This window comes from Haloarcula sp. DT43 (assembly GCF_037078405.1).
Lineage (GTDB): Archaea > Halobacteriota > Halobacteria > Halobacteriales > Haloarculaceae > Haloarcula > Haloarcula brevis.
The window spans coordinates 640,276-660,461 of sequence record NZ_JAYMGZ010000002.1; the positions used below are offsets into that span (position 1 = coordinate 640,276).

Below are 20,186 nucleotides of genomic sequence, written 5' to 3' on the forward strand. Positions count from 1 at the left end.
TCTCGGGAGACCATTGTGCAGGGACTGGCACGGCAGTGCGCGCACGCCAGCCGCCAGCACATAATATGGCCTTATACAGTCTCGGTTCGCTGGAACCGATAGATATCCGGAACCAACACGGTTATATCACGGGCCATGTTATCGGCTGTCATGGACGACGTGTTTGTCGGACGAATTATGTCATCGCCCGTAACGACTGTCCCCGCCGACGCGAACGCGCAAGCGGTCGCCAAGCGGATGCTCGACGAGACTATCAGTTCCGTCGTGGTCGTCAACGCTGACGGTGGCTTGTCGGGGATTCTCACCTCCACGGACTTCGTCGAAATCGCCGCAGAGGGCGGCGACACGACCGGGTTAGCCGTCTCCGAGTTCATGACGACGGACCTGGTGACCGTGACGGCGAACGACGCCGTCGAGACGGCCGCGGGCCTGATGCTGGAAGCGGGTGTCCACCACCTCCCCGTCGTCGACGAGACGGAGGGCGTGGTCGGAATGTTGACGACAACTGACATGACGGCCTACGTTTCGGGTATCGAGGAGCCGACCGCGCCGGTGCTGGGCTGACCACCTCGGGAACCGCCAGCCTGCAGTCCAATCAATATAAATCGTGATACAAGCCGAACAATCGTGACAAATATATATGCCTTAATGTGGGGTTAAACAACACTTATACCATTAGGAGTACCCTCTTATAGGGGCACGCCTAGTCGTGAAACACATGGTTGAGCGACAGACAGGTCTCTCTGCAGGCGACGCCGGGCTTGCAGACCCCACGGACGAGCGGTCGAACTGTGGTGTCGGGGTCGTCATGGACCTCGACGGCGACAGCGACCACTGGGTTGTATCGGACGGACTCGAACTCCTCGACAACCTCGAACATCGAGGGACGACGGGTGCCGAGCAGGACACGGGCGACGGGGCGGGCATCATGCTCCAGATTCCACACGAGTTTTTCGCCGTCGAAGTCGACGCCGACCTGCCGCCAGTCGGCGAGTACGCCGTCGGCACGCTCTTTCTCCCGAAGGACGACGACGAGGTCGCCGAGAGGCTGAAAGACCTCGTCGAGTCGGAACTCGCCGAGGAGGGACTGGACGTCCTCGACTGGCGCGACGTTCCCACGGACAACAGCGACCTAGGCGCGACGGCGCTGGAATCCGAGCCCGACATCGTCCAGTTCTTCGTCACCTCCGCGACGGGCAAGACCGGCGACGCCTTCGAGAACCAGCTGTACGTCGGCCGCCGGGCGCTCGAAAACACCGTCGAAGAAGAGGCACCGACGGGTCACGAGCGGTTCTACGTCGTCTCCCTCGCCACCGACGTCGTCGTCTACAAGGGCCTGCTCAAGGCCGAACAGCTGGAAGACTACTACCCCGACCTCGAAGACGAGCGGATGCAGTCGACCTTTGCGATGGTCCACGCCCGCTTCTCGACGAACACGCTGGGCGCGTGGCATCTCGCACATCCGTACCGCCGTGTCATCCACAACGGCGAGTTCAACACCATCCAGGGCAACATCAACTGGATGCGCGCTCGGGAGACCGACATCCAGAGCGACGAGTTCGAGGGCGACTTGGAGAAAATCAAGCCCATCATCGACGACCCCGAGCAGTCAGACACCGCGAGCGTCGACAACGCGCTCGAACTCCTGTTGCAGGGCGGCCGCGACCTCCCCCACGCCCTGCGGATGCTCATCCCCGAAGCCTGGCGCGGCGAGATGAACGACGTGACCGGCGCCCGGCGCGACTTCTACGACTACCACGCCTCGCTGGTCGAGCCGTGGGACGGCCCGGCGCTCGTCGCCGCGACCGACGGCGACCGCATCGGCGCGGTGCTGGACCGCAACGGTCTGCGTCCGTGCCGGTACGACGTGCTGGAGGACAACACGCTCGTGATGTCCTCGGAGGCCGGCGCGCTGGAACACGACGCCACCGAGATTCGGGAACGTGGCCGGCTCCAGCCGGGCCAGTGCTTCCTCGCCGACCCCGAGGAGGGCCGCGTCATCCCCGACGCGGAAGTGTTCGACGACATCACCGACGACAAGTACGGCGAGTGGGTCGCCCAGGAGCAGGTCGACATCGAGGACGTGGCCGACCGCGAGGACAACGCGCCCCGAGACCCCTCGGACGCGCTCCGGAGCCACCAGGCGATGTACGGCTACACCTACGACGAGGTCGACCACCTCATCGAGCCGATGGCCGAGAAGGGCAAGGACCCCGTCGGCTCCATGGGCGACGACACGCCGCTGTCGGTGCTCTCGCAGTTCAACCGACCGCTGTTCACCTACTTCAAGCAGCTGTTCGCCCAGGTGACGAACCCGCCGCTGGACTACATCCGCGAGGAACTGGTCACCTCATTAGAGTCCCGGCTGGGCCACCAGCGTAACATCCTCGACGAGAGCCAGAGCCACGCCCGCCAGCTCGTTCTGGACTCGCCTATCCTCACCGACGAGGAGACGGCAGCCATCAAGGACCTAGACGCGAACGGCATGTCCACGAAGGTCATCGACATCACCTACGAGAAAGACGGTGACCTCCGCCAGGCCGTCGAGGACGTGCGGGCCGAGGCCGACGCCGCCGCCAAGGAACACGACGTCCTCGTGCTCTCCGACCGTGGCGCGGACGAGGACCGCGTGCCGATACCGAGCCTGCTGGCGGTCGGTGGCGTCCACCACCACCTCGTCCGCAACGGCCTCCGCAACCACGTCGGCCTCGTCGTCGAGTCCGGCGACCCGCGTGCAGTGCATCACTTCGCGACGCTCATCGGCTACGGGGCCGGAGCCGTCAACCCCTACCTGGCCTACCAGACCATCGAGGACCTGGTGGCCGGCCCGGACGGCGCTGACCTCGCCGACGCCATCGACGCCTACATCACCGCCGTCGAGGACGGCCTCCTGAAGACGATGGCCAAGATGGGCATCTCCACGGTCGAGTCCTACCAGGGTGCCCAGATATTCGAGGCCGTCGGCCTCTCCTCGGACTTCGTCGCCGAGTACTTCGAGGGGACGACCTGCCGGACCGAGGGCATCGGTATCGAGGAAATCGAGGACGACCTCACCCAGCGCCACGAAGTCGCCTGGAGCGAGGACGAGCCCGACATGCCCCGCCAGGGCGAGTACGAGTTCCGCTCGAACGGCATTCACCACCAGTGGAACCCCAACACGGTCGGCAAGATTCAGCAGGCCGTCCGGATGGGCGACTACGACACGTACAAGGAGTTCGCCGAGCTGGTCAACGACCAGAACGAGGAGCTCCAGACCCTGCGTGGCCTGCTGGAGTTCGACTCCGACCGTGAGTCCGTCCCCATCGAGGACGTCGAGCCGGTCGAGGACATCGTCGAACGCTTCGAGACGGCCGCGATGTCGCTCGGGTCGCTGTCGCCCGAGATGCACGAGAACAACGCCATCGCCATGAACCGGCTCGGGGCCAACGCCAACACCGGCGAGGGCGGCGAGCCGCCCGAGCGGTTCGGCACCGAGAAGGAGTGTACGACCAAGCAGGTCGCCTCCGGCCGCTTCGGCGTCACCTCCGATTACCTCGCGTCGGCCGACGAGCTCCAGATAAAGATGGCCCAGGGCTCCAAGCCCGGCGAGGGCGGCCACCTGCCCGGTAAGAAGGTCAACGAGATGATTGCCCACGTCCGGTACGCGACGCCGGGCGTCGGTCTCATCTCGCCGCCGCCGCTGCACGACATCTACTCCATCGAGGACCTCAAACAGCTCATCCACGACCTCAAGGCCTCGAACCCGGAGGCAGACATCAACGTCAAACTGGTCTCGGAGGACGGCATCGGGACCATCGCGGCCGGCGTCGCCAAGGCCAACGCCGACGTGGTCCACATCTCGGGCCACGACGGCGGGACCGGCGCGTCGCCGAAGACCTCCATCAAGAACGCCGGCCTCCCGTGGGAACTGGGCGTCTCCGAGGCCAACCAGATGCTCCGGGCCACCGGCCTGCGCTCGCGCATCAAGGTGACGACCGACGGCGGCATGAAGACCGGCCGCGACGTGGCCGTCGCCGCCCTGCTCGGTGCCGAGGGGTACACCTTCGGGACCGCCTCGATGGTCACCTCCGGCTGCGTGATGGCCCGGCAGTGTCACGAGAACACCTGTCCGGTCGGCATCGCCACCCAGAACGAGAACCTCCGCGAGCGGTTCCCCGGCGAGCCACAGCACGTCATCAACTACATGACGTTCGTGGCCCAGGAACTGCGGGAAATCATGGCCGAACTCGGCTTCGAGACGGTCGACGAGATGATCGGCCGCCCGAGCGTCCTGGCACAGCGTGACGACGTGAGCCAGCCGAAGGCCCAGAAGCTCGACCTCTCGTCGGTCATCGCCGAACCGGCCGACAACGACGGCCGCTACAAGCAGCGCGAGCAGACCCACGAGGTCGACGAACAGCTCGACTGGGACCTCATCGACGCCGCCGAGGACGCCATCTACAAGGGCGACCCGGTCGCCATCGACGCCGACATCGACAACGTCGACCGCGCGGTCGGGGCGACGCTCTCGAACCGCATCTCCCGCGAGCACGCCAGCGACGGCCTCGCGGACGACACCATCCGCGTCGACTTCGACGGTACGGCCGGCCAGTCCTTCGGCGCGTTCCTCGCACAGGGTGTGACGATGGAACTGACCGGGACGGCCAACGACTACGTCGGCAAGGGCCTGTCGGGCGGGAAGCTCGTCCTGAAAACGCCGGACAACGCTCCCTTCGACCCGACGGAGAACATCGTCATCGGCAACGTCGCGCTGTACGGCGCGACCCAGGGCGAGGCCTACGTCAACGGGATGGCCGGCGAGCGCTTCGCCGTCCGCAACTCCGGCGTCAAGGGCGTCGTCGAGGGCGTCGGCGACCACGGCTGTGAGTACATGACCGGCGGTGCAATCGTCGTGCTGGGCGAGACGGGCAAGAACTTCGCGGCCGGCATGTCCGGCGGCGTCGCCTACGTCTACGACCCCGACGGCGAGTTCGAAGCGAAGGCCAACACCGGCATGGTGTCCCTGTCCGATTCGCTGGAGGGCAAGGACCGCCAGATGATTACCCGGCTGGTCGAGAACCACGCCGCCTACACCGACTCCGACCGCGCGGCGGAACTGCTCGAGGACTGGGACGCCGAACTGGAGAACTTCACGAAGGTGATGCCCGACGCCTACGCCGAGGTCATCAGCGACCGCGAGCGCGACGACGTGCGCAACGAACCGCCGGCGAAGGCCGCCCCGAGCGCCGACGCGGCAGAGACCGACTTCGTGGCCTCCGTCGACGACTGACGCCACGTCGGCGACCCGTTTTTTGCCGCTGCCGCTCCAGGCACTGGTATGGACAGCGTCCTCGTCATCGGCGGCGGCAGATTCATCGGCCGACACGCGGTCACCGAGTTCCGCGACGCGGGGTACGACGTGACGATGCTCACCCGCGGGCAGCGCCCGAACCCGTTCGCGGACACCGATATCGCCCACCTGATCGGCGACCGGCGCGACCGAGACACCCTCGAAACCGCGCGCGAGCGGGTCGACCCGGACGCCGTCGTCGACTGCGTGGCGTACTTCCCGAGAGACGTGCGGGAAGCGGCCGACGTGTTCGCCGACGCAGAGGCCTACGTCTACGTCTCCAGCGGCGCGGCCTACGGCGAAGAGCGGGTCCCCAAGCGCGAGGACCAGACCGCGCTGGAGCCGTGCGACGACGAGCAGGCCACCACGGACAGCGCGGCGACCTACGGCCCGCGCAAGGCCGAGGGCGACCGGGAGGTGTTCGCTGCGGCCGAGGACGGGGTCCGCGCGATGAGCGTCCGCCCCACCGTCGTCTACGGCCCCCACGACTACACCGAGCGGTTCGCCTACTGGGTGGACCGGGTCGCCGTGCAGGACCGAATCGTCGTCCCCAGCGACGGCCTCAGCCTCTGGCAGATGGCCTACGTCGAGGACGTCGCGCGAGCGCTCCGCATCGTCGCCGAGGACGGCGAGGCGGGCGAGGCGTACAACGTCGGGGACGAGCACGCGCCGATGCTCACCCAGTGGGTCGACCTGCTCGCCGAGACGTGCGAGACCGGCGTCGAGCAAATCGGCGCGACGGCGCGGGACCTCGCTCGTGAGGGTCTGGAGCCCCAAGATTTCCCGATGTACCGCGCCACGCCCCACGTCCTCAGCGTCGAGAAGCTCCGGTCGCTGGGGTGGGCCTCGACGCCCCACCGGGTCGGCCTCCGGCGGACTGTCACCGAACACCGCGAGAACGACAGGACCGGCCGGAAGTACGGCCCGGACCGTGACACCGAGACGGCGGTCATCGAACGCGTCACGGAGTGAAAGGCGGCCCGCCGTCCTGGCTTCGGAACCGCGCCGGCACCGCACCTAAACTGTTTTCACGCGCGGCGGGGACTCACTGATATGTTCGAGAAACGCACCTGGATTCGCCTGCCCCGGAACGTCGTCGTCGGGCACGGAGTCCTCGACCGGACAATCGAGGCCGTCAGCGAACTCCACCTGACCGGCCGGCCGCTCGTCGTCTCCAGCCCGACGCCACACGAGGTCGCAGGCGAGAGAGTACTGGCCCAGTTCGAGGACGAGGGCTACGACCCCTCCGAGATAGTCATCGAGACGGCCAGTTTCGACGCCGTCCAGCGGGTCATCGACCACGCCGCGGACATCGACGCTGGCTTCCTGCTGGGCGTCGGCGGCGGGAAAGCCATCGACATCACGAAGATGGCGGCCGACGACCTGGGCCTGGGCTTCGTCTCGGTGCCGACGGCCGCGAGCCACGACGGCATCGTCTCCGGCCGCGGCTCGGTCCCCGAGGGCGATACGCGCCACAGCGTCGCCGCCGAGCCGCCGCTGGCCGTCATCGCCGACACCGAGGTGCTGGCGGAGGCCCCCTGGCGGCTGACCACCGCCGGCTGTGCCGACATCATCTCGAACTACACCGCCGTCCGTGACTGGCAGCTCGCCCACCGGCTCAAGAACGTCCCCTACTCCGAGTACGCCGGCGCGCTCTCGCAGATGACCGCCGAGATGCTCGTCGAGAGCGCCGACTCGATAAAGCAAGGGCTGGAGGAGTCGTCCTGGATTGTCGTGAAAGCGCTCGTCTCCTCCGGCGTCGCCATGTCAATCGCCGGCTCCTCGCGCCCGGCCAGCGGCGCGGAGCACCTGTTCTCCCACCAGCTCGACCGGCTCGTCCCCAACGGCGCGCTCCACGGCCACCAGGTCGGCGTCGGCTCAATCATGACCGAGTATCTCCACAGCGGCCAGAAGGGCAAGTGGAGAGACGCCAGGGACGCGCTGGCCGCCATCGGTGCGCCGACGACCGCGGACGAACTCGGCATCGACGACGAGACGGTCATCGAGGCGCTGACGACGGCCCACCAGATACGCGACCGCTACACGGTGCTGGGCGACGGGATGAGCGAGGAAGCGGCGATAGAAGCGGCGACCGTCACCGGCGTCATCTAGACAAGTTCCGCGACCGCCACGTCGCCCGGGTCGTCCCACCGAATCGACGCCGCCTCGCCATCATCGAGCGCGGCGCTGTCGATTTCCACGTCGAACACGAGGCTGAGCCGGTACACCGTTTCGGTGTCCGGGTCGGCTTCGTTCCGGACGCCGCAGATGGTGGCCCGCACCGCGTCCCGAACCGTGCAGGCGACGCCGGCCGTCTCGGTGACGACCCGCTCGACCGCCGTCGCCGGCCGCTCTGCTCCCTGGGTCTGTCCCTGCGGGACCTCCCAGGACCCGTCGTCGTCGCTGAGCAGCACGTCCCCCGACTCGTTGTGGACGAACGCGTGCACGTCGACCTGCCCCTCCCGCGAACGCTCGACGGCACGCTGGTACGCCTCCGCCCCCACGGAGAAGGTGGTCTGGTCCACCGGCGTCGAGCCGAACTCCTGTTCGAGTCGGGCGAGACGCTCCTGGACCCGCGCTCGCGAGCGCTCGGCTATCTCCATACGAAACGGTGCTCCGGGACCATCATAAAGCCGCCCGACCGTTTTCGTCGATTGAAACCGACGTATAAAAACCACGCGGCCCGGCGTTCCGGGTCCGGCGGGGACCTGGTCAGACGTGCTTGTCGAGGAACTCGACGACGGCCGTGTAGGCCTCGATGCGGTTCTCCCGCTTGCTGATGCCGTGACCCTCGTCGTCGAAGACGCGTTTCTCGACGGGCACGCCCTGGGCGGCCGCCTGTTCGGCTATCTGCTCGGCCTCGCCGACCGGGACGCGCGGGTCGTTCGCGCCGTGGAGGACGAACAGCGGGGCCGCGATGCGGTCGACGTTGTTGATCGGCGAGATGGATTCGAGGAACTCGCGGTCCTCGGCGAGGGACCCGTACTCGGCCTCACGGAGTTCGCGCCGCCAGTCGCCCGTGTTCTCCAGGAACGTCACGAAGTTCGCGATGCCGACCACGTCGACCCCCGCCGCCCAGAGGTCGGGGTACTCGGTCAGCGCCGCAAGTACCATGAAGCCGCCGTAGGATCCCCCCATCGCGACGATTCGGTCCGGGTCCACAGCCGGGTGGTCGTGGAGCCAGTCGACGCCGGCGCGCACGTCCCGCACCGAGTCCATCCGCTTCTCCACGTCGTCGAGGTGGGTGTAGGCCTTGCCGTAGCCCGTCGACCCGCGGACGTTGGGCTCGAAGACGGCGTAGCCCCGCGAGAGGAAGTACTGGGTCAGGCCCGCGAACGAGGGGCGGCGCTGGCTCTCCGGGCCGCCGTGGATGTCGACGATGACCGGCGTGTCGCCGTCGCCGGCCCCCTCGGGCAGGGAGAACAGCGCCGGAATCTCCCGACCGTCGAACGACTCGAAGCGGACCACCTCGGGCTCGACGAACGTCTCGCGTGGGATGCCGGCCGTCGACGCCTCGGTCCACCGCTCGCTCTCGCCGGTCTCGGCTTCGACGACGAACACGTTGGTGTTCTCGGTCCGCCCGGTGACGCTGACGGCGAAGCGCTCGGCGTCGGGCCCCCAGGCGACGCCCCCGGCCAGCCCGCCCGGGAGGTCCGGCGTCGGGAACGTCTCGACCGTGGTCGGCCCCGTCAGTTCGCCGACGGTGAGTTCGTTGTAGCCGTCGACGTTACGCGAGTACACGAGCCGGCCGCTGTCCTGGTCGAGCGCGACGCCGTCGATGTTCCACTGGTCATCCGAGCGAACGACGTCGAGGTCGCCGTCCAGCGAGAGGCGGGCCAGGTCGAGCGTGTCGCTCTCGGCGTCGGTGACGCAGTAGACGGCCTCGCCCTCGGGGCCCCAGGACGCGCTCGTGTACCGGACCGTCCCCTCGTGTGGCGTGAGGTGGGTCAGGTCCCGGCCGTCGAGGTCCAGCACGTAGATGTCCTGGTCGAAACTGGAGTGGGCCTCGCTGACGAGCAGGTGCCGACCGTCCGGCGAGAACCCGCCCACGGAGAGCCAGCCGTCGCCCTCCCAGACCAGTTCCGCGTCCGCACCGGTCGCGTCGCGGTCCTGGACGTAGATGTCGAAGACGGCCTCGTCGCGGCGGTTCGAGGCGAAGGCGAACCGCTCGCCGTCCGGCGACCAGCCGCCCCAGCGGTGTTTCGCGTCGGGCATCGCAGTGAGTTCGTGGACGCGCCCGCCGTCGTCCAGGCGGTACAGCTGGGCCCGCTCGTTGCCGCCCTCGTCCATGCCGAAGACGAGTTCGGGGCGCTCGGGCGAGTAGTCGACGAAGCTCACGCCCTCGTCGTAGAAAGTCCGCTGTTCGGGCCAGCCGCGGGGCTCCGACAGCGACCAGAGCTGGGCGACGCCGGTCGTGTTCATCAGGAACGCGAGCGTCCCGTCCGGCGCGAACGAACTGCCGTAGGCGCTCCGGACGTTCAGATAGCGAGAGAGGTCGTACGCGGTCACACCGGGAGGGAAGGCGGGAGCGGTCAAAACCCTTTGCGGCAAACGGGTGGCTTTTTGAGCGGGCATACCGTCGCCCCTGTATGCGTGTCGCGGTCGTCGCCATGGAGACGAGCCAGTACCGGGACACAGAGGGACGGACCCGGCTGGAGCGGGTGGCCACCGACCTCGCCGACGCCGGCCACGACGTGACCGTCTTCTGCTCGCAGTGGTGGCAGGGGTTCGACAACCGGCGCGAACGCGACGGCGTCACCTACCGCGCCGTCACCGTCTCGCCGACCGTCCCCGCCTTCTGCGCTCGCCTGCCGTTTCTGCTCGCGCGGTTCCGCCCCGACGTCGTCCACGCCCATCCGACCCCGGCCTCGGTCGCGCTCGCGGCCAGGGCCGGCGCGACGCTGTCGCGTGCGCCGCTGCTCACCGAGTGGTTCGGCGACGAGGACGTGCCCGAGAGCCGCCGGGCCGCACTCGCGCTCCGGGCGTCGGACTGTCTCGTCACGCCGTCGGAGCTCGTCCGGACGCGGGTCCGCGAGCGGGGGGCGACAGCGGACCAGACCGCGGTTCTCCCACAGAGCATCGACATGGACCTCGTCCGGGCGACCGACGCCGACGAGGAAATCGACGTGGTGTACGCCCACCGGCTGGACGGCAGCGCCAACGTCGAGTCGCTGTTGCTCGGGCTGGCGGAACTCAGACAGAAGGGCTGGTCGGCGACGGTCATCGGCGACGGCCCCGAGCGAGCGCACTACGAACAGGAGGCCGCCGACCTCCGCATCGACGACCGCGTGACCTTCGTCGGCGCGTGCGACGTCGAGGAGCGCGTCTCGATTTACAAGGGCGCACACGTGTTCGTCCAGACGGCGTTCCGGGAGTGTTTCGCCACGGACCTCCTCTGGGCGATGGCCTGTGGCTGTATCGGCATCGTCGAGTACCAGGCCGAGTCCTCGGCCCACGAACTCATCGAGCAGCGCGACCGCGCGTTCCGGGTGACCAACCCACAGGAAATCGCCGACAAAATCACCGAGTCGGCCGGCTTCGAACGCTGGACCGTCGACGAGTCGGTCGCCGAGTTCGACCACGACGCGGTCCGCGCCGAGTACGAGGAGCTCTACGAGACACGTATCGAGGAATACGGCCTCCTGTGACCGGCGCGCGGGCGGCGAGTGCGTCGGTCAGTACGGGATGACGCGGAACCCCTCGGGGACGAGGAGTCCGAACACGAGGAACAGCGCGGCCGCGACGCCCGCCGCGATGAGGGCGTAGGGGGCCTGGCTCCGGACGTGGACCATGTGGTCGCTCCCGCTCGTCGACGACGCCAGCACGGTCGTGTCGCTGATGGGCGAGGTGTGGTCGCCGAAGATGCCGCCGCTGAACACCGCCCCGAGGACGAGCGGGAGGTTCGCGCCCGTCGAGAACGCCAGCGGGATGGCGATGGGGAACATGATGCCGTAGGTCGACCACGAGGAGCCGTCGGAGAAGCTCACGAACGAGGTCACGAGGAAGACACCGACCGGGACGACGAAGGCCGGCACGCCGCCGAAGACGTTCGTCACGAACGCGGAGACGCCCAGTATCGTCACCGCGTTCTGGATGGAACTGGCGAACATGAGGATGACGGCGGCCAGCAGGATACCTTTGAAACCGACCAGCATCGCGTCGGTGGCGTCGTCGTTCGACGGGATGTCGCCCTTCCAGCGGTACAGCAGGAAGGCGACGATGAGCGCGGCGAAGGATGCCAGGCCCAGCTGGACGCCGCCGATGTTGAACGCCCACGGGCCGGCCGGCGGCGCGACGAGCTGCCAGCCGCCGACCTGCAAGAGCGTCGCACCCATCCCCTCCTTGCCCTCGACGTAGACGACGGGGCTGGCCCGCCAGAACATCGCGCCGAGGCCGACGACGACCATGGTGACGATGGGCCAGGCGAAGTTCCGCCAGTCCGGCGTGGCGGTCTCGGACATCTCGTAGGCGTCCATCTCCGCCGAGAGCATCGGGTCGGCGTCGTCCCCGACGACCTTCCCCTCGGTTCGTGCGCGGGACTCCTCGACGCCCATCTCGTAGAGGTTCGGGGCGACCTGCCAGGCGACCAGCCCCGCGAGGCCGAGCGCGACCCAGGAGTAGAAGCCGGTAAACAGCGTGTTGAAAAACAGCGGCCAGACCGCGCCGGTCGCCGCGGTGACCTGGTCGCCGCCGGCGTTCACGAAGTCCGCCATGCCCGACGGGAGCGTCCCCTGTCGCTCGGCTTCGACGAGGCCACTCCCGATGAACCCGACCATCGCCGCGCCCCACGTCGAGTAGAACGCGAGCCGGGAAGCCGGCGACCCTGCCGAGTCGACGTAGTAGGCCAGCTTGGCCCGCGAGACGTCGAACTTGTCGGTCAGCGGGCGCATCATCGAGCCGACCACGAGGCAGTTGAAGTAGTCGTCGATGTGGACGGCGATACCGGCCAGGAAGGCGGCCTTCTCGGCGTCCGCGGCGGAGTCGGCCCGCGCCACCAGCGCCTCCAGGACGCCCTGTATCGCGCCGGCCCGAATCATCAGCCCGATGAGCCCGCCGATGGCGAAGATGGCCAGCAGGACGTTCTTGACGTACCACTCCCCGAACAGCGGGGCCGTGGCGATTATCTCCGGGACGACCTTCAGCCCGAACACCGCCCCGAGGACGACGCCGCCGACGCCGACCGTCCAGGGACTGCCGTCCTCGGCCTGTGGCCGGACCGTCGCCACCTCGCCGCCGGCGGTGACCAGGTCCGGCGGGACCCCGACGGCCTGCGGGTGTAACGCGCCGACTAGCACGCCGGTGGTGACGATGCCGACGAACAGCCCGATGAGGGCGTCCCGAGTGTACCAGGCCAGCCCGATGGCCACGAGCGCGGGAACGATAGACCACGGTCCCGCGGCGATTCCCTCGACCATGCCGGCAGGTCCGGATGGCGCTATATCAATGTACGTATTCGCCGGCGGAGCCGCCCAGACGAAACCCGTTTGAGCGTCCGCCGCCTCCGTCCGGTAGTGACAGCCGAGGAGCCAGCCGACCGAGACGACGACCCAGCGGCGCTCGAACTCGACGCCGTCTACGACGCCATCGACGCCGTCGGCCGCCCGCACCTCACGGCCACGGAGGTCTCCCGGAAGACGGACCTGACGCCCGAGGCGGCGCGGGCGGCGCTGGAGCGACTCGCCGCCGCCGGCGACATCGAGCGCCAGGACGTGACCGAGGTCGAGTCCGTGTGGTACCCGACGGACGTCGCCGAGGTGACCGACCGCGAGCGCGTGGTCCTGTTCCCCGACCGCCGGGAGGTGGTCGTCGAACACCCCGAACAGTTCACGCGGGCCCAGCTCTCGCAGTTCGCCCGCCTGCAGGACACGAACCGCTCGGGCGGGTACGTCTACGAACTCCGCGAGGAGGACATCTGGGCCGCGCCCCACGAGTCCCTGGACGCCCTCCTGACGACGATGCGTGACGTGCTTGGCGAGCGCTCGCCCCACCTCGAAGAGTGGGTCACGAGCCAGTGGGAGCGCGCCCGGAAGTTCCGCCTGACGACCCACGAAGACGGCTACGTCGTCCTCGAAGCCGAGAGCGACGATCTGATGGGAAACGTCGCCCGCCAGAAGCTCGACGACGATCACCTCCGGGCACCCATCTCCGACTCGGAGTCGTGGGTCAACGAGGACGCCACCGCCGAAATCAAGCGGACGCTGTACGAGGCGGGCTATCCCGTCCGGGACGACCGCGCCCTCGAAACGGGCGACGCCCTGGAGATGGACCTCCGCCTGCGCCTGCGGGACTACCAGCGCGACTGGGTCGAGCGGTTCACCGAGCAGGGCTCGGGCGTGTTCGTCGGTCCGCCGGGGTCGGGCAAGACCGTCGCCGCGATGGGCGCGATGGCCGCCGTCGGCGGCGAGACGCTGATTCTCGTGCCCTCGCGCGAACTCGCGACCCAGTGGCGCGACGAACTGGTCCGGCACACCTCGCTCACCGACGACGACATCGGCGAGTACCACGGCGGCGAGAAGGAAATCCGGCCGGTCACCATCGCCACCTACCGCACCGCCGGCATGGACCGCCACCGCAAGCTGTTCGACCAGCGCAAGTGGGGGCTCATCGTCTACGACGAGGTCCACCACGTCCCCTCGCCCATCCACCGCCGGAGCGCGGACCTCCAGACCAAACACCGCCTGGGCCTGACCGCGACGCCGACCAGAGAGAGCGACGACGAGGAGGAGATATTCACGCTCGTCGGCCCGCCAATCGGGACGGACTGGGGCAAGCTGTTCGACGAGGGCTACGTCGCCGAGCCGGAGGTCGAAATCCGCCTCGTCCCGTGGGGGACCGAGACCGAGCAGTCCGAGTACACCTCCACGTCGGGCCACGACCGCCGGCAGGCCGCCGCCAGCAACACCGGGAAAATCGACGAGATACGATACGCGCTGGCCGAGAACCCCGCCGCGAAGGCGCTCGTGTTCATCGAGTATCTGGACCAGGGCGAGGCCATCAGCGAGGCTATCGGCGCGCCCTTCATCAGCGGCGAGACGCCACACGCCCGCCGGGAGAAGCTGTTCGACGAGTTCCGCCGGGGCGAACTGGACACGCTCGTCGTCTCCCGCGTCGGCGACGAGGGCATCGACCTGCCCGACGCCGAGCTTGCCATCGTCGCCTCCGGCCTGGGCGGGTCACGCCGCCAGGGCGCACAGCGGGCCGGGCGGACGATGCGCCCCGCCGGGGACGCCCAGATGGTCATTCTGGCGACGCGCGGAACCACCGAGGAGGACTTCGTCCGACGACAGATGCGCCACCTCGCCTCGAAGGGCATCCGCGTGACCGAGACGGAGGCCGAGGCGGTCGAGCCACCCGAGACTGAGGAGTGAGGCGGTCGCGACGGTATTCGGGGCTACTCGGTGTCGAGTCGGCGCGCGGTCTCGGCCACGTTCTGAATCTTCTCCGTCTGTTCCTCGTTCGTCGCCGCGAGGTCGTCGAGCCGGTCGGACATGTCGTCGATGCCGGCCGATAGCTCGTCGACCATGCTGGCGACTTCCTCGGTCGACGCCGCCTGGTCGTCGGTCGCCGCCGACACCTCCTGGATACCCTGTGACGCCTCGTCGACCGCCGACACGATTTCTTCGAGTCGCTCGGCCGCCGCCTCGACCTGGTCGATGCCCTGGGTGACCTGCTCGGTCACGGTTTCGAGGCTCTCGACGGCGTCGACGGTCTCGTCCTGAATCTCCGTGACCGTGTCCTCGATGCGGTTCGCGTGCTCCTGTGAGTCCCCCGCGAGGGTCTTGATTTCGTCGGCGACGACGGCGAACCCGTCGCCGGCCTCCCCGGCGCGAGCGGCCTCGATGGAGGCGTTCAGCGCGAGCATGTTCGTCTGGTCCGCGATGTCGTTGATGACCTCGACGATGTCGTCGATTTCGTCCGCCTGCTCCTGCAGGCCGGCGATGTCGGAGGACACCGTGTCGACGGCCTCGTCGACGTCGCTCATCACGGCCGCGGCCTCCTGTGCGGCCTCGTTGCCCCGCGCCGCCTTCTGTTCGGCCGACGTGCTGGTACTGGCGACCTCTTCGGCGGTCGAGGCGATCTCCTCGATGGTCGCGCTCATGTCCGCGACCTCCGCCGCCACCTCGTCCATCGACTCGGACTGGCTCTCGGCGGTCTCGCTGATTTGCTCGTTCGTCCGGGCGACGTCTTCGGCCGACGTGCTCAGTTCGTCGATTGGCTGGCGGAGGCCGGTCTCGACCTCCCGCATCAATGCCTGCTGGTCGTCGATTGCCGATTCGAGCCGCTGGCTGTACGAGTCGATGTACGTGTCCATCGCCACCTGCTGGTCGAGGTTGAGGAGCTTGAACACTGACAGCGCCCGCGCCTGCATCTCTTCGAGCGCCTCGTCCCGGTCGGCGTCGCCCGACTGCAGGTCCTCGACGATTGTCTCCAGGAAGTGTTCGACGTAGATGCTGTAGGCCCCGAGATATATCTTCGGCCCGAGGTCGAGCATGTCGTGAATCTTCCCGATGCGGGCCCTATTCTCGAAGTACTGCCTGTCGTAGCTCCCGGCGACGAGGTCCCGCAGGTACTGCGTCTGGGTGTTCTTGAGCTGGTCGACCGACTTGGTTGACCGCCCGAATATCTCGACGGTCTCGTCGAACGACTGGAGGTGGTCGTAGAAGTCGTCGACGACGGCTTCCGCCCGCGCGTCCGCTTCGTCTGCCATCGCGGTGAGGTTGTCGACGTCCGACTCGTCGAACCCGGTAAATTCCTTGCGCCAGCGGATTTCGTCGGCGTCCAGTCCGATTCGTTCGGTTAGCGTCGTCCCGTCGACACCCGACCTATCGGCTTCCGTGATGCGGTCCCGAGAGCCCGGACTCTCGCTCTGAAATGCCATGGGATGTGTCAGCCGACTCCGGGGTTATATGTTCGCCCTCGGTTCTCAGCATTGAGAAGTGCACACTGACGGCGAAAACACCGCTGTTCAGCGGTCGATGCGGGCGGTTCGCTGGTCGACTGTTCGCTACTGGCTTCAATCCGTGAACTTTTGTGGGTCGCGGGCCGCCTCGGCGACTCGGACGGCGGCGACGTTCTCGGGGACGTCGTGGACGCGAACGATGTCGGCCCCTCGCTGGGCCGCCAGCGTCGTCCCGGCGATGGTCGCCTCCAGACAGTCGCCCGCCGCCTCGCCGACCAGCGAGAACAGCGACTTGTGGGAGTGGCCGACCAGCAGCGGACAGCCCAGCGCCCGGAACTCCGGGAGTCGGTCGAGCAGTTCGAAGTCCTCGGCCGGCGACTTCCCGAAGCCGACACCGGGGTCGACGATTATCTGGTCGCGGTCCAGGCCGGCCTTCTCGGCGAGCAGGACCCGCTCTGTCAGCTGGTCGATGCAGTCCGCCACCACGTCGTCGTAGTGAATGTCGCTGTCGGGGTCGACCGGCGTCTCGATTGAGTGCATCACGACGACCGGCACGTCGTACTCGGCGGCGACGAGGCGCATCTCGGGGTCCTCCAGCCCGGACACGTCGTTGAGGATGTCCGCGCCGGCGTCGAGCGCGGCCCGCGCGACCGGGGCCTTCCGCGTGTCGACGGAGACGGCCACGTCGAGGTCGGCGAGCGCCTCGATGACCGGGACCACGCGGTCGATTTCCTCCTCGACCGGGACGGGCTCGGCCCCTGGGCGGGTCGACTCGCCGCCGATGTCGAGGATGTCCGCGCCCGCCTCGACCATCCGCTCGGCGCGGGCGACGGCGTCCTCGACGGCGTTGTACTCGCCGCCGTCGTGGAACGAGTCCGGCGTGATGTTGCAGATGCCCATGACGGCCGTGCCGTCGTCCCAGGGGTGGTCGCGGTCGGCCTCGGCGGACTGCCCGAGGGACAGCGCCGCTCGGAGTTCGTCGGCGAACGTCGAGAGCCCGCCGGTCTGGCCGTCCAGTTTGCCGGCGAGCCGCCTGTACTGGGCCATCGTCGCCATCAGTACCACGTCGACGGACTCCTCGTCCTGGTCGCTCAGGCCCGAAATCGCACACTCGCCGCCCAGAGACAGCAGTTCCTGCTTCAGGTACTGGGCCTGCCGGGGCTGGACGCGGGTGCGCAGGATGCGGTGGACGCCCTTGCCCTGCATCCGGCGGGTCCCGTCCGCAGTGACGTGGGCGCTCTCCAGTGTCTCGCGGGCCTCGGCGACGGAGTCGACCCGTTTGGAGACGACCGACCGCGACCAGCGGTTGCGGGCCTCCCGGACGGCGTACAGCGACCCGGTCACGAGGACCGCATCCCCCTCGGCGGCGGCATCGAGCGCGGTCCCGAGCGCGCCCGCCACGTCCCGCCTCGTCTCGACTGCCGCGTCGGTCGCGCTCTCCATCGCGGCCGCGACGACGCGGTGGGACTCCGCCCGGTCGACGTCGGGCTGGCAGGCGACGACGTGGTCGGGGTCCGGCAGCGCCGCGGCGATGCGCTCGTGGTCCTTGTCGACCATCGCGCCGACGACGACGTGGAGGTCGTCGTAGTCGAACGACGACAGCGTCGCCGCGGTGCGCTCGATGCTCCCGGGGTTGTGTGCCCCGTCGAGGACGACCAGCGGCGACTCGCCCATGACCTCGAACCGGCCCGGCCAGTGGGCGTTGCGCAGGCCGCGTTCGAGGTCCGATTGTGAGACGTTCGCCACCTGTCGGCACAGCGTGGCCGCGATACCGGCGTTCTGGGCCTGGTGTGCGCCCAGCAGCGGGAGGTGCGTGTCGACGGACCAGTCGGGACCATCGACGGAGACGGCCCCCTCCAGCCCATCGCGGCCGCCGTACGTGGCCGTCACGTCGGCGTCGTCGCCCTCGCCGACGGTCACCACGTCGCCGGCGACCTCGCGGACTGCGGCGAGGGCGTCGCCGGTCGTCCCGGTCACGAGGGGCGCGTCCTCGGGCGCGACGTGGGCCTTGTCGCGGGCGATTTCCGCGACGGTGTCGCCGAGGATGTCGGTGTGTTCGAGCGTCACGGACGTGACGGCGCTCGCGACCGGGTCGACGACGCTCGTGGCGTCGTACCGGCCGCCGATGCCGACCTCCAGCACCGCCACGTCGACGTCCTGGCGGTCGAACTCCCACAGCGCCATCGCGGTCATCGTCTCGAAGAACGTGGGCGAGTCGCTGGCCGCCCCCTGCTCGGTCACGTGCGTCCGGACCGCGTCGATGAACTCGGTGAGAGCGGCCTCGGAGAGTTTGCGGCCGTTGGTTCGGACCCGTTCGCGCACGTCGTCGAGATGTGGCGAGGTGTACAGTCCGACGTCGAGGCCCGCTTCCCGGAGCGTTCGCTCGACCATCCGCGCGGTCGACCCCTTGCCGTTGGACCCCGCAACCTGGACGCAGCGAAGCCCCTCCTGTGGGTCACCGAGCGACGAGAGCAGGTCCTGCGTGGCGTCGGTGCCGGGTCGTGGGGCGAACCGGCGCAACTCGAAGAGGAAGTTCGCGGCCTCGTGGAACTCCATGGTCGGGCTATCGGAGCCGCTCGCTTTAGCCTGTCGAACTGTCGCGTGTGGTCGCCGCGAGCGGCTCGAACGGCCCACTCGCCCGACCTGGGCTCCGGCGGCCGGCGACGGTCACGCCCGGTCGTCGCGGTCGCGCGTGGCCCACCGGCCCAGCGCGCTCGAGAGAATCAGGAACGCGGCACCCAGCAGCGGTGCCGGGTTGATTCTCGCCTCCGGGCGCTCGTCGTCGGTCTCGTCCGCCGGCTCGTCGTCGGTCTCGTCCGCCGGCTCGTCCGAGGGCTCGAAGCCGGCGGCACCAGATTGCTCCGTGTCCGTCTCGGTGTCCCGCCGCCACCCTTCGGACTCGGTCGGCGTCGCTTCCGAAGCCAGCGCCGTCTCCTGTGGCTCCGGCGTCGGCGTCTCGTCGGTGTCCGCCCGGGCCGGTTCGAACTCCGTCTCGGTCGGCGACGGCGTGTCGACGGTCGTCCCGGTCGGGGCCGGTGTCTCGTCCTCGGCGTCGGAGGTCCACGCCGCCGCGTACGCGTCGCTCCCCTCGTCCGTCCCGTTGCGGCGGCGATACCACCAGAGGCCCGCCGTCGCCGCGCCGAGGGCAACGAGGGACAGCCCTGTGCCGAGCAGTCCCCACTGTCGCCACAGCGACCCGAGTCTGTCAGTCAGGCCGGGGCCGTCCGGTTCGTCCGATACCGGTGCGGGCGTCGAGCCCGCGCTCCCGTCGTCGACGACGGCGACACCGGGAACGGTATCGAGCACGGCGGCGACGGCGTCCCGCTCCACCTCGAGTTCGAGGAACGTCGGTGCGTCCATACTCGACCTGTCGTCGGGCGGCCACGTAAAACCCACTCAGTGTCACTCCCGGCTCAGTTCGCGCTCGGCGTCGGCCCCGGCGGACTCGGCCTCTATATCGGGGTCGCCCAGCAGTTCGGCGTCCGGGTCTTCGGCCTCGCCGAGAAGCGCCTGCAGTTCCCGCTCGTACTCGGCCTCCGTGAGGTCCCCGTCGACGTATCGGCGAGTCAGCGCCTCGTGGCGCTCCTCGACTGTCGGCTCGGGTGGCGCGACCATCTCCGAGAGGCCCAGCGACGCGAGCGGCGGGACGACCGCTTCGAGGCGGGCGAGCGCACCGGCCACGCGTTCGCTCTTCGGCACCGACGCCTGCCGGGCCAGTTCCCGAACCAGCGCGACCGAGAAGACGACGTCGACGCCCACGAGCAACAGCGTCCCGAGCAGGAACGCGGCGAACGTCTCGACGACCGCGCCGCCGCCGAGCAGCGCCCCGGCTGTGGCGACGATGCCGACGATTCCGAGCCCGACAGCCCCCAGCGTCGTCAGCACGACGGCCGCAAACAGGAGCAGCAGGCGGTTCCGTTTCACCCAGCGCACACCGACGATAGCCGGAGGGCGTTG

13 protein-coding genes are annotated in these 20,186 nt (G+C 68.8%); 6 read left to right on the top strand and 7 right to left on the bottom strand.

Annotated elements, in window-relative coordinates; genetic code table 11:
* Window positions 1-150: 150 nt before the first annotated feature.
* The 4 genes from VI123_RS10685 (at window position 151) to VI123_RS10700 (ending at window position 7,441) form a co-directional block, all read left to right on the top strand.
* On the top strand, window positions 151-564 hold the full coding sequence (locus VI123_RS10685; protein ID WP_336338030.1) for a CBS domain-containing protein: 414 nt from the start codon (window positions 151-153) through the stop codon (window positions 562-564).
* A gap of 154 nt (window positions 565-718) precedes the next feature.
* Complete coding sequence (gene gltB, locus VI123_RS10690) at window positions 719-5,269, top strand: glutamate synthase large subunit (protein ID WP_336338031.1); 4,551 nt, start codon at window positions 719-721, stop codon at window positions 5,267-5,269.
* A gap of 48 nt (window positions 5,270-5,317) precedes the next feature.
* A complete protein-coding gene (locus VI123_RS10695) occupies window positions 5,318-6,301 on the top strand; it encodes an NAD-dependent epimerase/dehydratase family protein (protein ID WP_336338032.1) in 984 nt (327 codons plus the stop codon).
* Window positions 6,302-6,382: 81 nt separating this feature from the next.
* Complete coding sequence (locus tag VI123_RS10700) at window positions 6,383-7,441, top strand: NAD(P)-dependent glycerol-1-phosphate dehydrogenase (RefSeq protein WP_336338033.1); 1,059 nt, start codon at window positions 6,383-6,385, stop codon at window positions 7,439-7,441.
* Here the strand turns inward: VI123_RS10700 and VI123_RS10705 are convergent.
* Both VI123_RS10705 and VI123_RS10710 read right to left on the bottom strand, forming a co-directional pair.
* A complete protein-coding gene (locus VI123_RS10705) occupies window positions 7,438-7,932 on the bottom strand; it encodes an NUDIX domain-containing protein (RefSeq protein ID WP_336338034.1) in 495 nt (164 codons plus the stop codon). The two genes, VI123_RS10700 and VI123_RS10705, sit on opposite strands and share 4 nt — an antisense overlap.
* Before the next feature lie 109 nt (window positions 7,933-8,041).
* Window positions 8,042-9,838 carry a S9 family peptidase gene (locus VI123_RS10710; protein ID WP_336338035.1) on the bottom strand — a complete coding sequence of 599 codons (1,797 nt, stop codon included), beginning with the start codon at window positions 9,836-9,838 and terminating at the stop codon, window positions 8,042-8,044.
* Between the two features lie 80 nt (window positions 9,839-9,918).
* On the opposite strand from VI123_RS10710, the gene VI123_RS10715 reads away from it, so the two are divergent.
* Window positions 9,919-10,977, top strand: a complete 1,059-nt coding sequence (locus VI123_RS10715; RefSeq protein WP_336338036.1) for a glycosyltransferase family 4 protein — start codon at window positions 9,919-9,921, stop codon at window positions 10,975-10,977.
* Between the two features lie 27 nt (window positions 10,978-11,004).
* Here VI123_RS10715 and VI123_RS10720 read toward each other — a convergent pair whose 3' ends face one another.
* A complete protein-coding gene (locus VI123_RS10720) occupies window positions 11,005-12,744 on the bottom strand; it encodes a Na+/H+ antiporter NhaC family protein (protein ID WP_336338037.1) in 1,740 nt (579 codons plus the stop codon).
* A 96-nt stretch (window positions 12,745-12,840) separates the two neighbouring features.
* Here VI123_RS10720 and VI123_RS10725 point away from each other — a divergent pair, with 96 nt between their 5' ends.
* Entirely contained in the window at window positions 12,841-14,697 is a 1,857-nt protein-coding gene (locus VI123_RS10725; protein ID WP_336338038.1) for a DEAD/DEAH box helicase, read from the top strand.
* A 23-nt stretch (window positions 14,698-14,720) separates the two neighbouring features.
* Here the strand turns inward: VI123_RS10725 and VI123_RS10730 are convergent, their stop codons facing one another.
* The 4 genes from VI123_RS10730 to VI123_RS10745 form a co-directional block, all read right to left on the bottom strand.
* Window positions 14,721-16,208 (bottom strand): globin-coupled sensor protein, encoded by a 1,488-nt coding sequence (locus VI123_RS10730; protein WP_336338039.1) that lies wholly within the window; start codon window positions 16,206-16,208, stop codon window positions 14,721-14,723.
* Window positions 16,209-16,343: 135 nt separating this feature from the next.
* On the bottom strand, window positions 16,344-18,785 hold the full coding sequence (gene folP, locus VI123_RS10735) for a dihydropteroate synthase (protein ID WP_336338040.1): 2,442 nt from the start codon (window positions 18,783-18,785) through the stop codon (window positions 16,344-16,346).
* 111 nt (window positions 18,786-18,896) lie between these two features.
* A complete protein-coding gene (locus tag VI123_RS10740; RefSeq protein WP_336338041.1) occupies window positions 18,897-19,589 on the bottom strand; it encodes a hypothetical protein in 693 nt (230 codons plus the stop codon).
* Between the two features lie 42 nt (window positions 19,590-19,631).
* The gene (locus VI123_RS10745; RefSeq protein WP_336338042.1) at window positions 19,632-20,162 is read right to left on the bottom strand and encodes a hypothetical protein; all 531 of its coding nucleotides are present in this window, start codon (window positions 20,160-20,162) and stop codon (window positions 19,632-19,634) included.
* Window positions 20,163-20,186 lie beyond the last annotated feature (24 nt).

What these genes read in the sequence shown, in the direction of transcription:
- VI123_RS10685 (WP_336338030.1), top strand. Translation starts at nt 151, where the DNA reads ATGGACGACGTGTTTGTCGGACGAATTATGTCATCGCCCGTAACGACT.
- gltB (WP_336338031.1), top strand. Translation starts at nt 719, where the DNA reads ATGGTTGAGCGACAGACAGGTCTCTCTGCAGGCGACGCCGGGCTTGCA.
- VI123_RS10695 (WP_336338032.1), top strand. Translation starts at nt 5,318, where the DNA reads ATGGACAGCGTCCTCGTCATCGGCGGCGGCAGATTCATCGGCCGACAC.
- VI123_RS10700 (WP_336338033.1), top strand. Translation starts at nt 6,383, where the DNA reads ATGTTCGAGAAACGCACCTGGATTCGCCTGCCCCGGAACGTCGTCGTC.
- VI123_RS10705 (WP_336338034.1), bottom strand. Translation starts at nt 7,932, where the DNA reads ATGGAGATAGCCGAGCGCTCGCGAGCGCGGGTCCAGGAGCGTCTCGCC.
- VI123_RS10715 (WP_336338036.1), top strand. Translation starts at nt 9,919, where the DNA reads ATGCGTGTCGCGGTCGTCGCCATGGAGACGAGCCAGTACCGGGACACA.
- VI123_RS10720 (WP_336338037.1), bottom strand. Translation starts at nt 12,744, where the DNA reads ATGGTCGAGGGAATCGCCGCGGGACCGTGGTCTATCGTTCCCGCGCTC.
- VI123_RS10730 (WP_336338039.1), bottom strand. Translation starts at nt 16,208, where the DNA reads ATGGCATTTCAGAGCGAGAGTCCGGGCTCTCGGGACCGCATCACGGAA.
- folP (WP_336338040.1), bottom strand. Translation starts at nt 18,785, where the DNA reads ATGGAGTTCCACGAGGCCGCGAACTTCCTCTTCGAGTTGCGCCGGTTC.
- VI123_RS10740 (WP_336338041.1), bottom strand. Translation starts at nt 19,589, where the DNA reads ATGGACGCACCGACGTTCCTCGAACTCGAGGTGGAGCGGGACGCCGTC.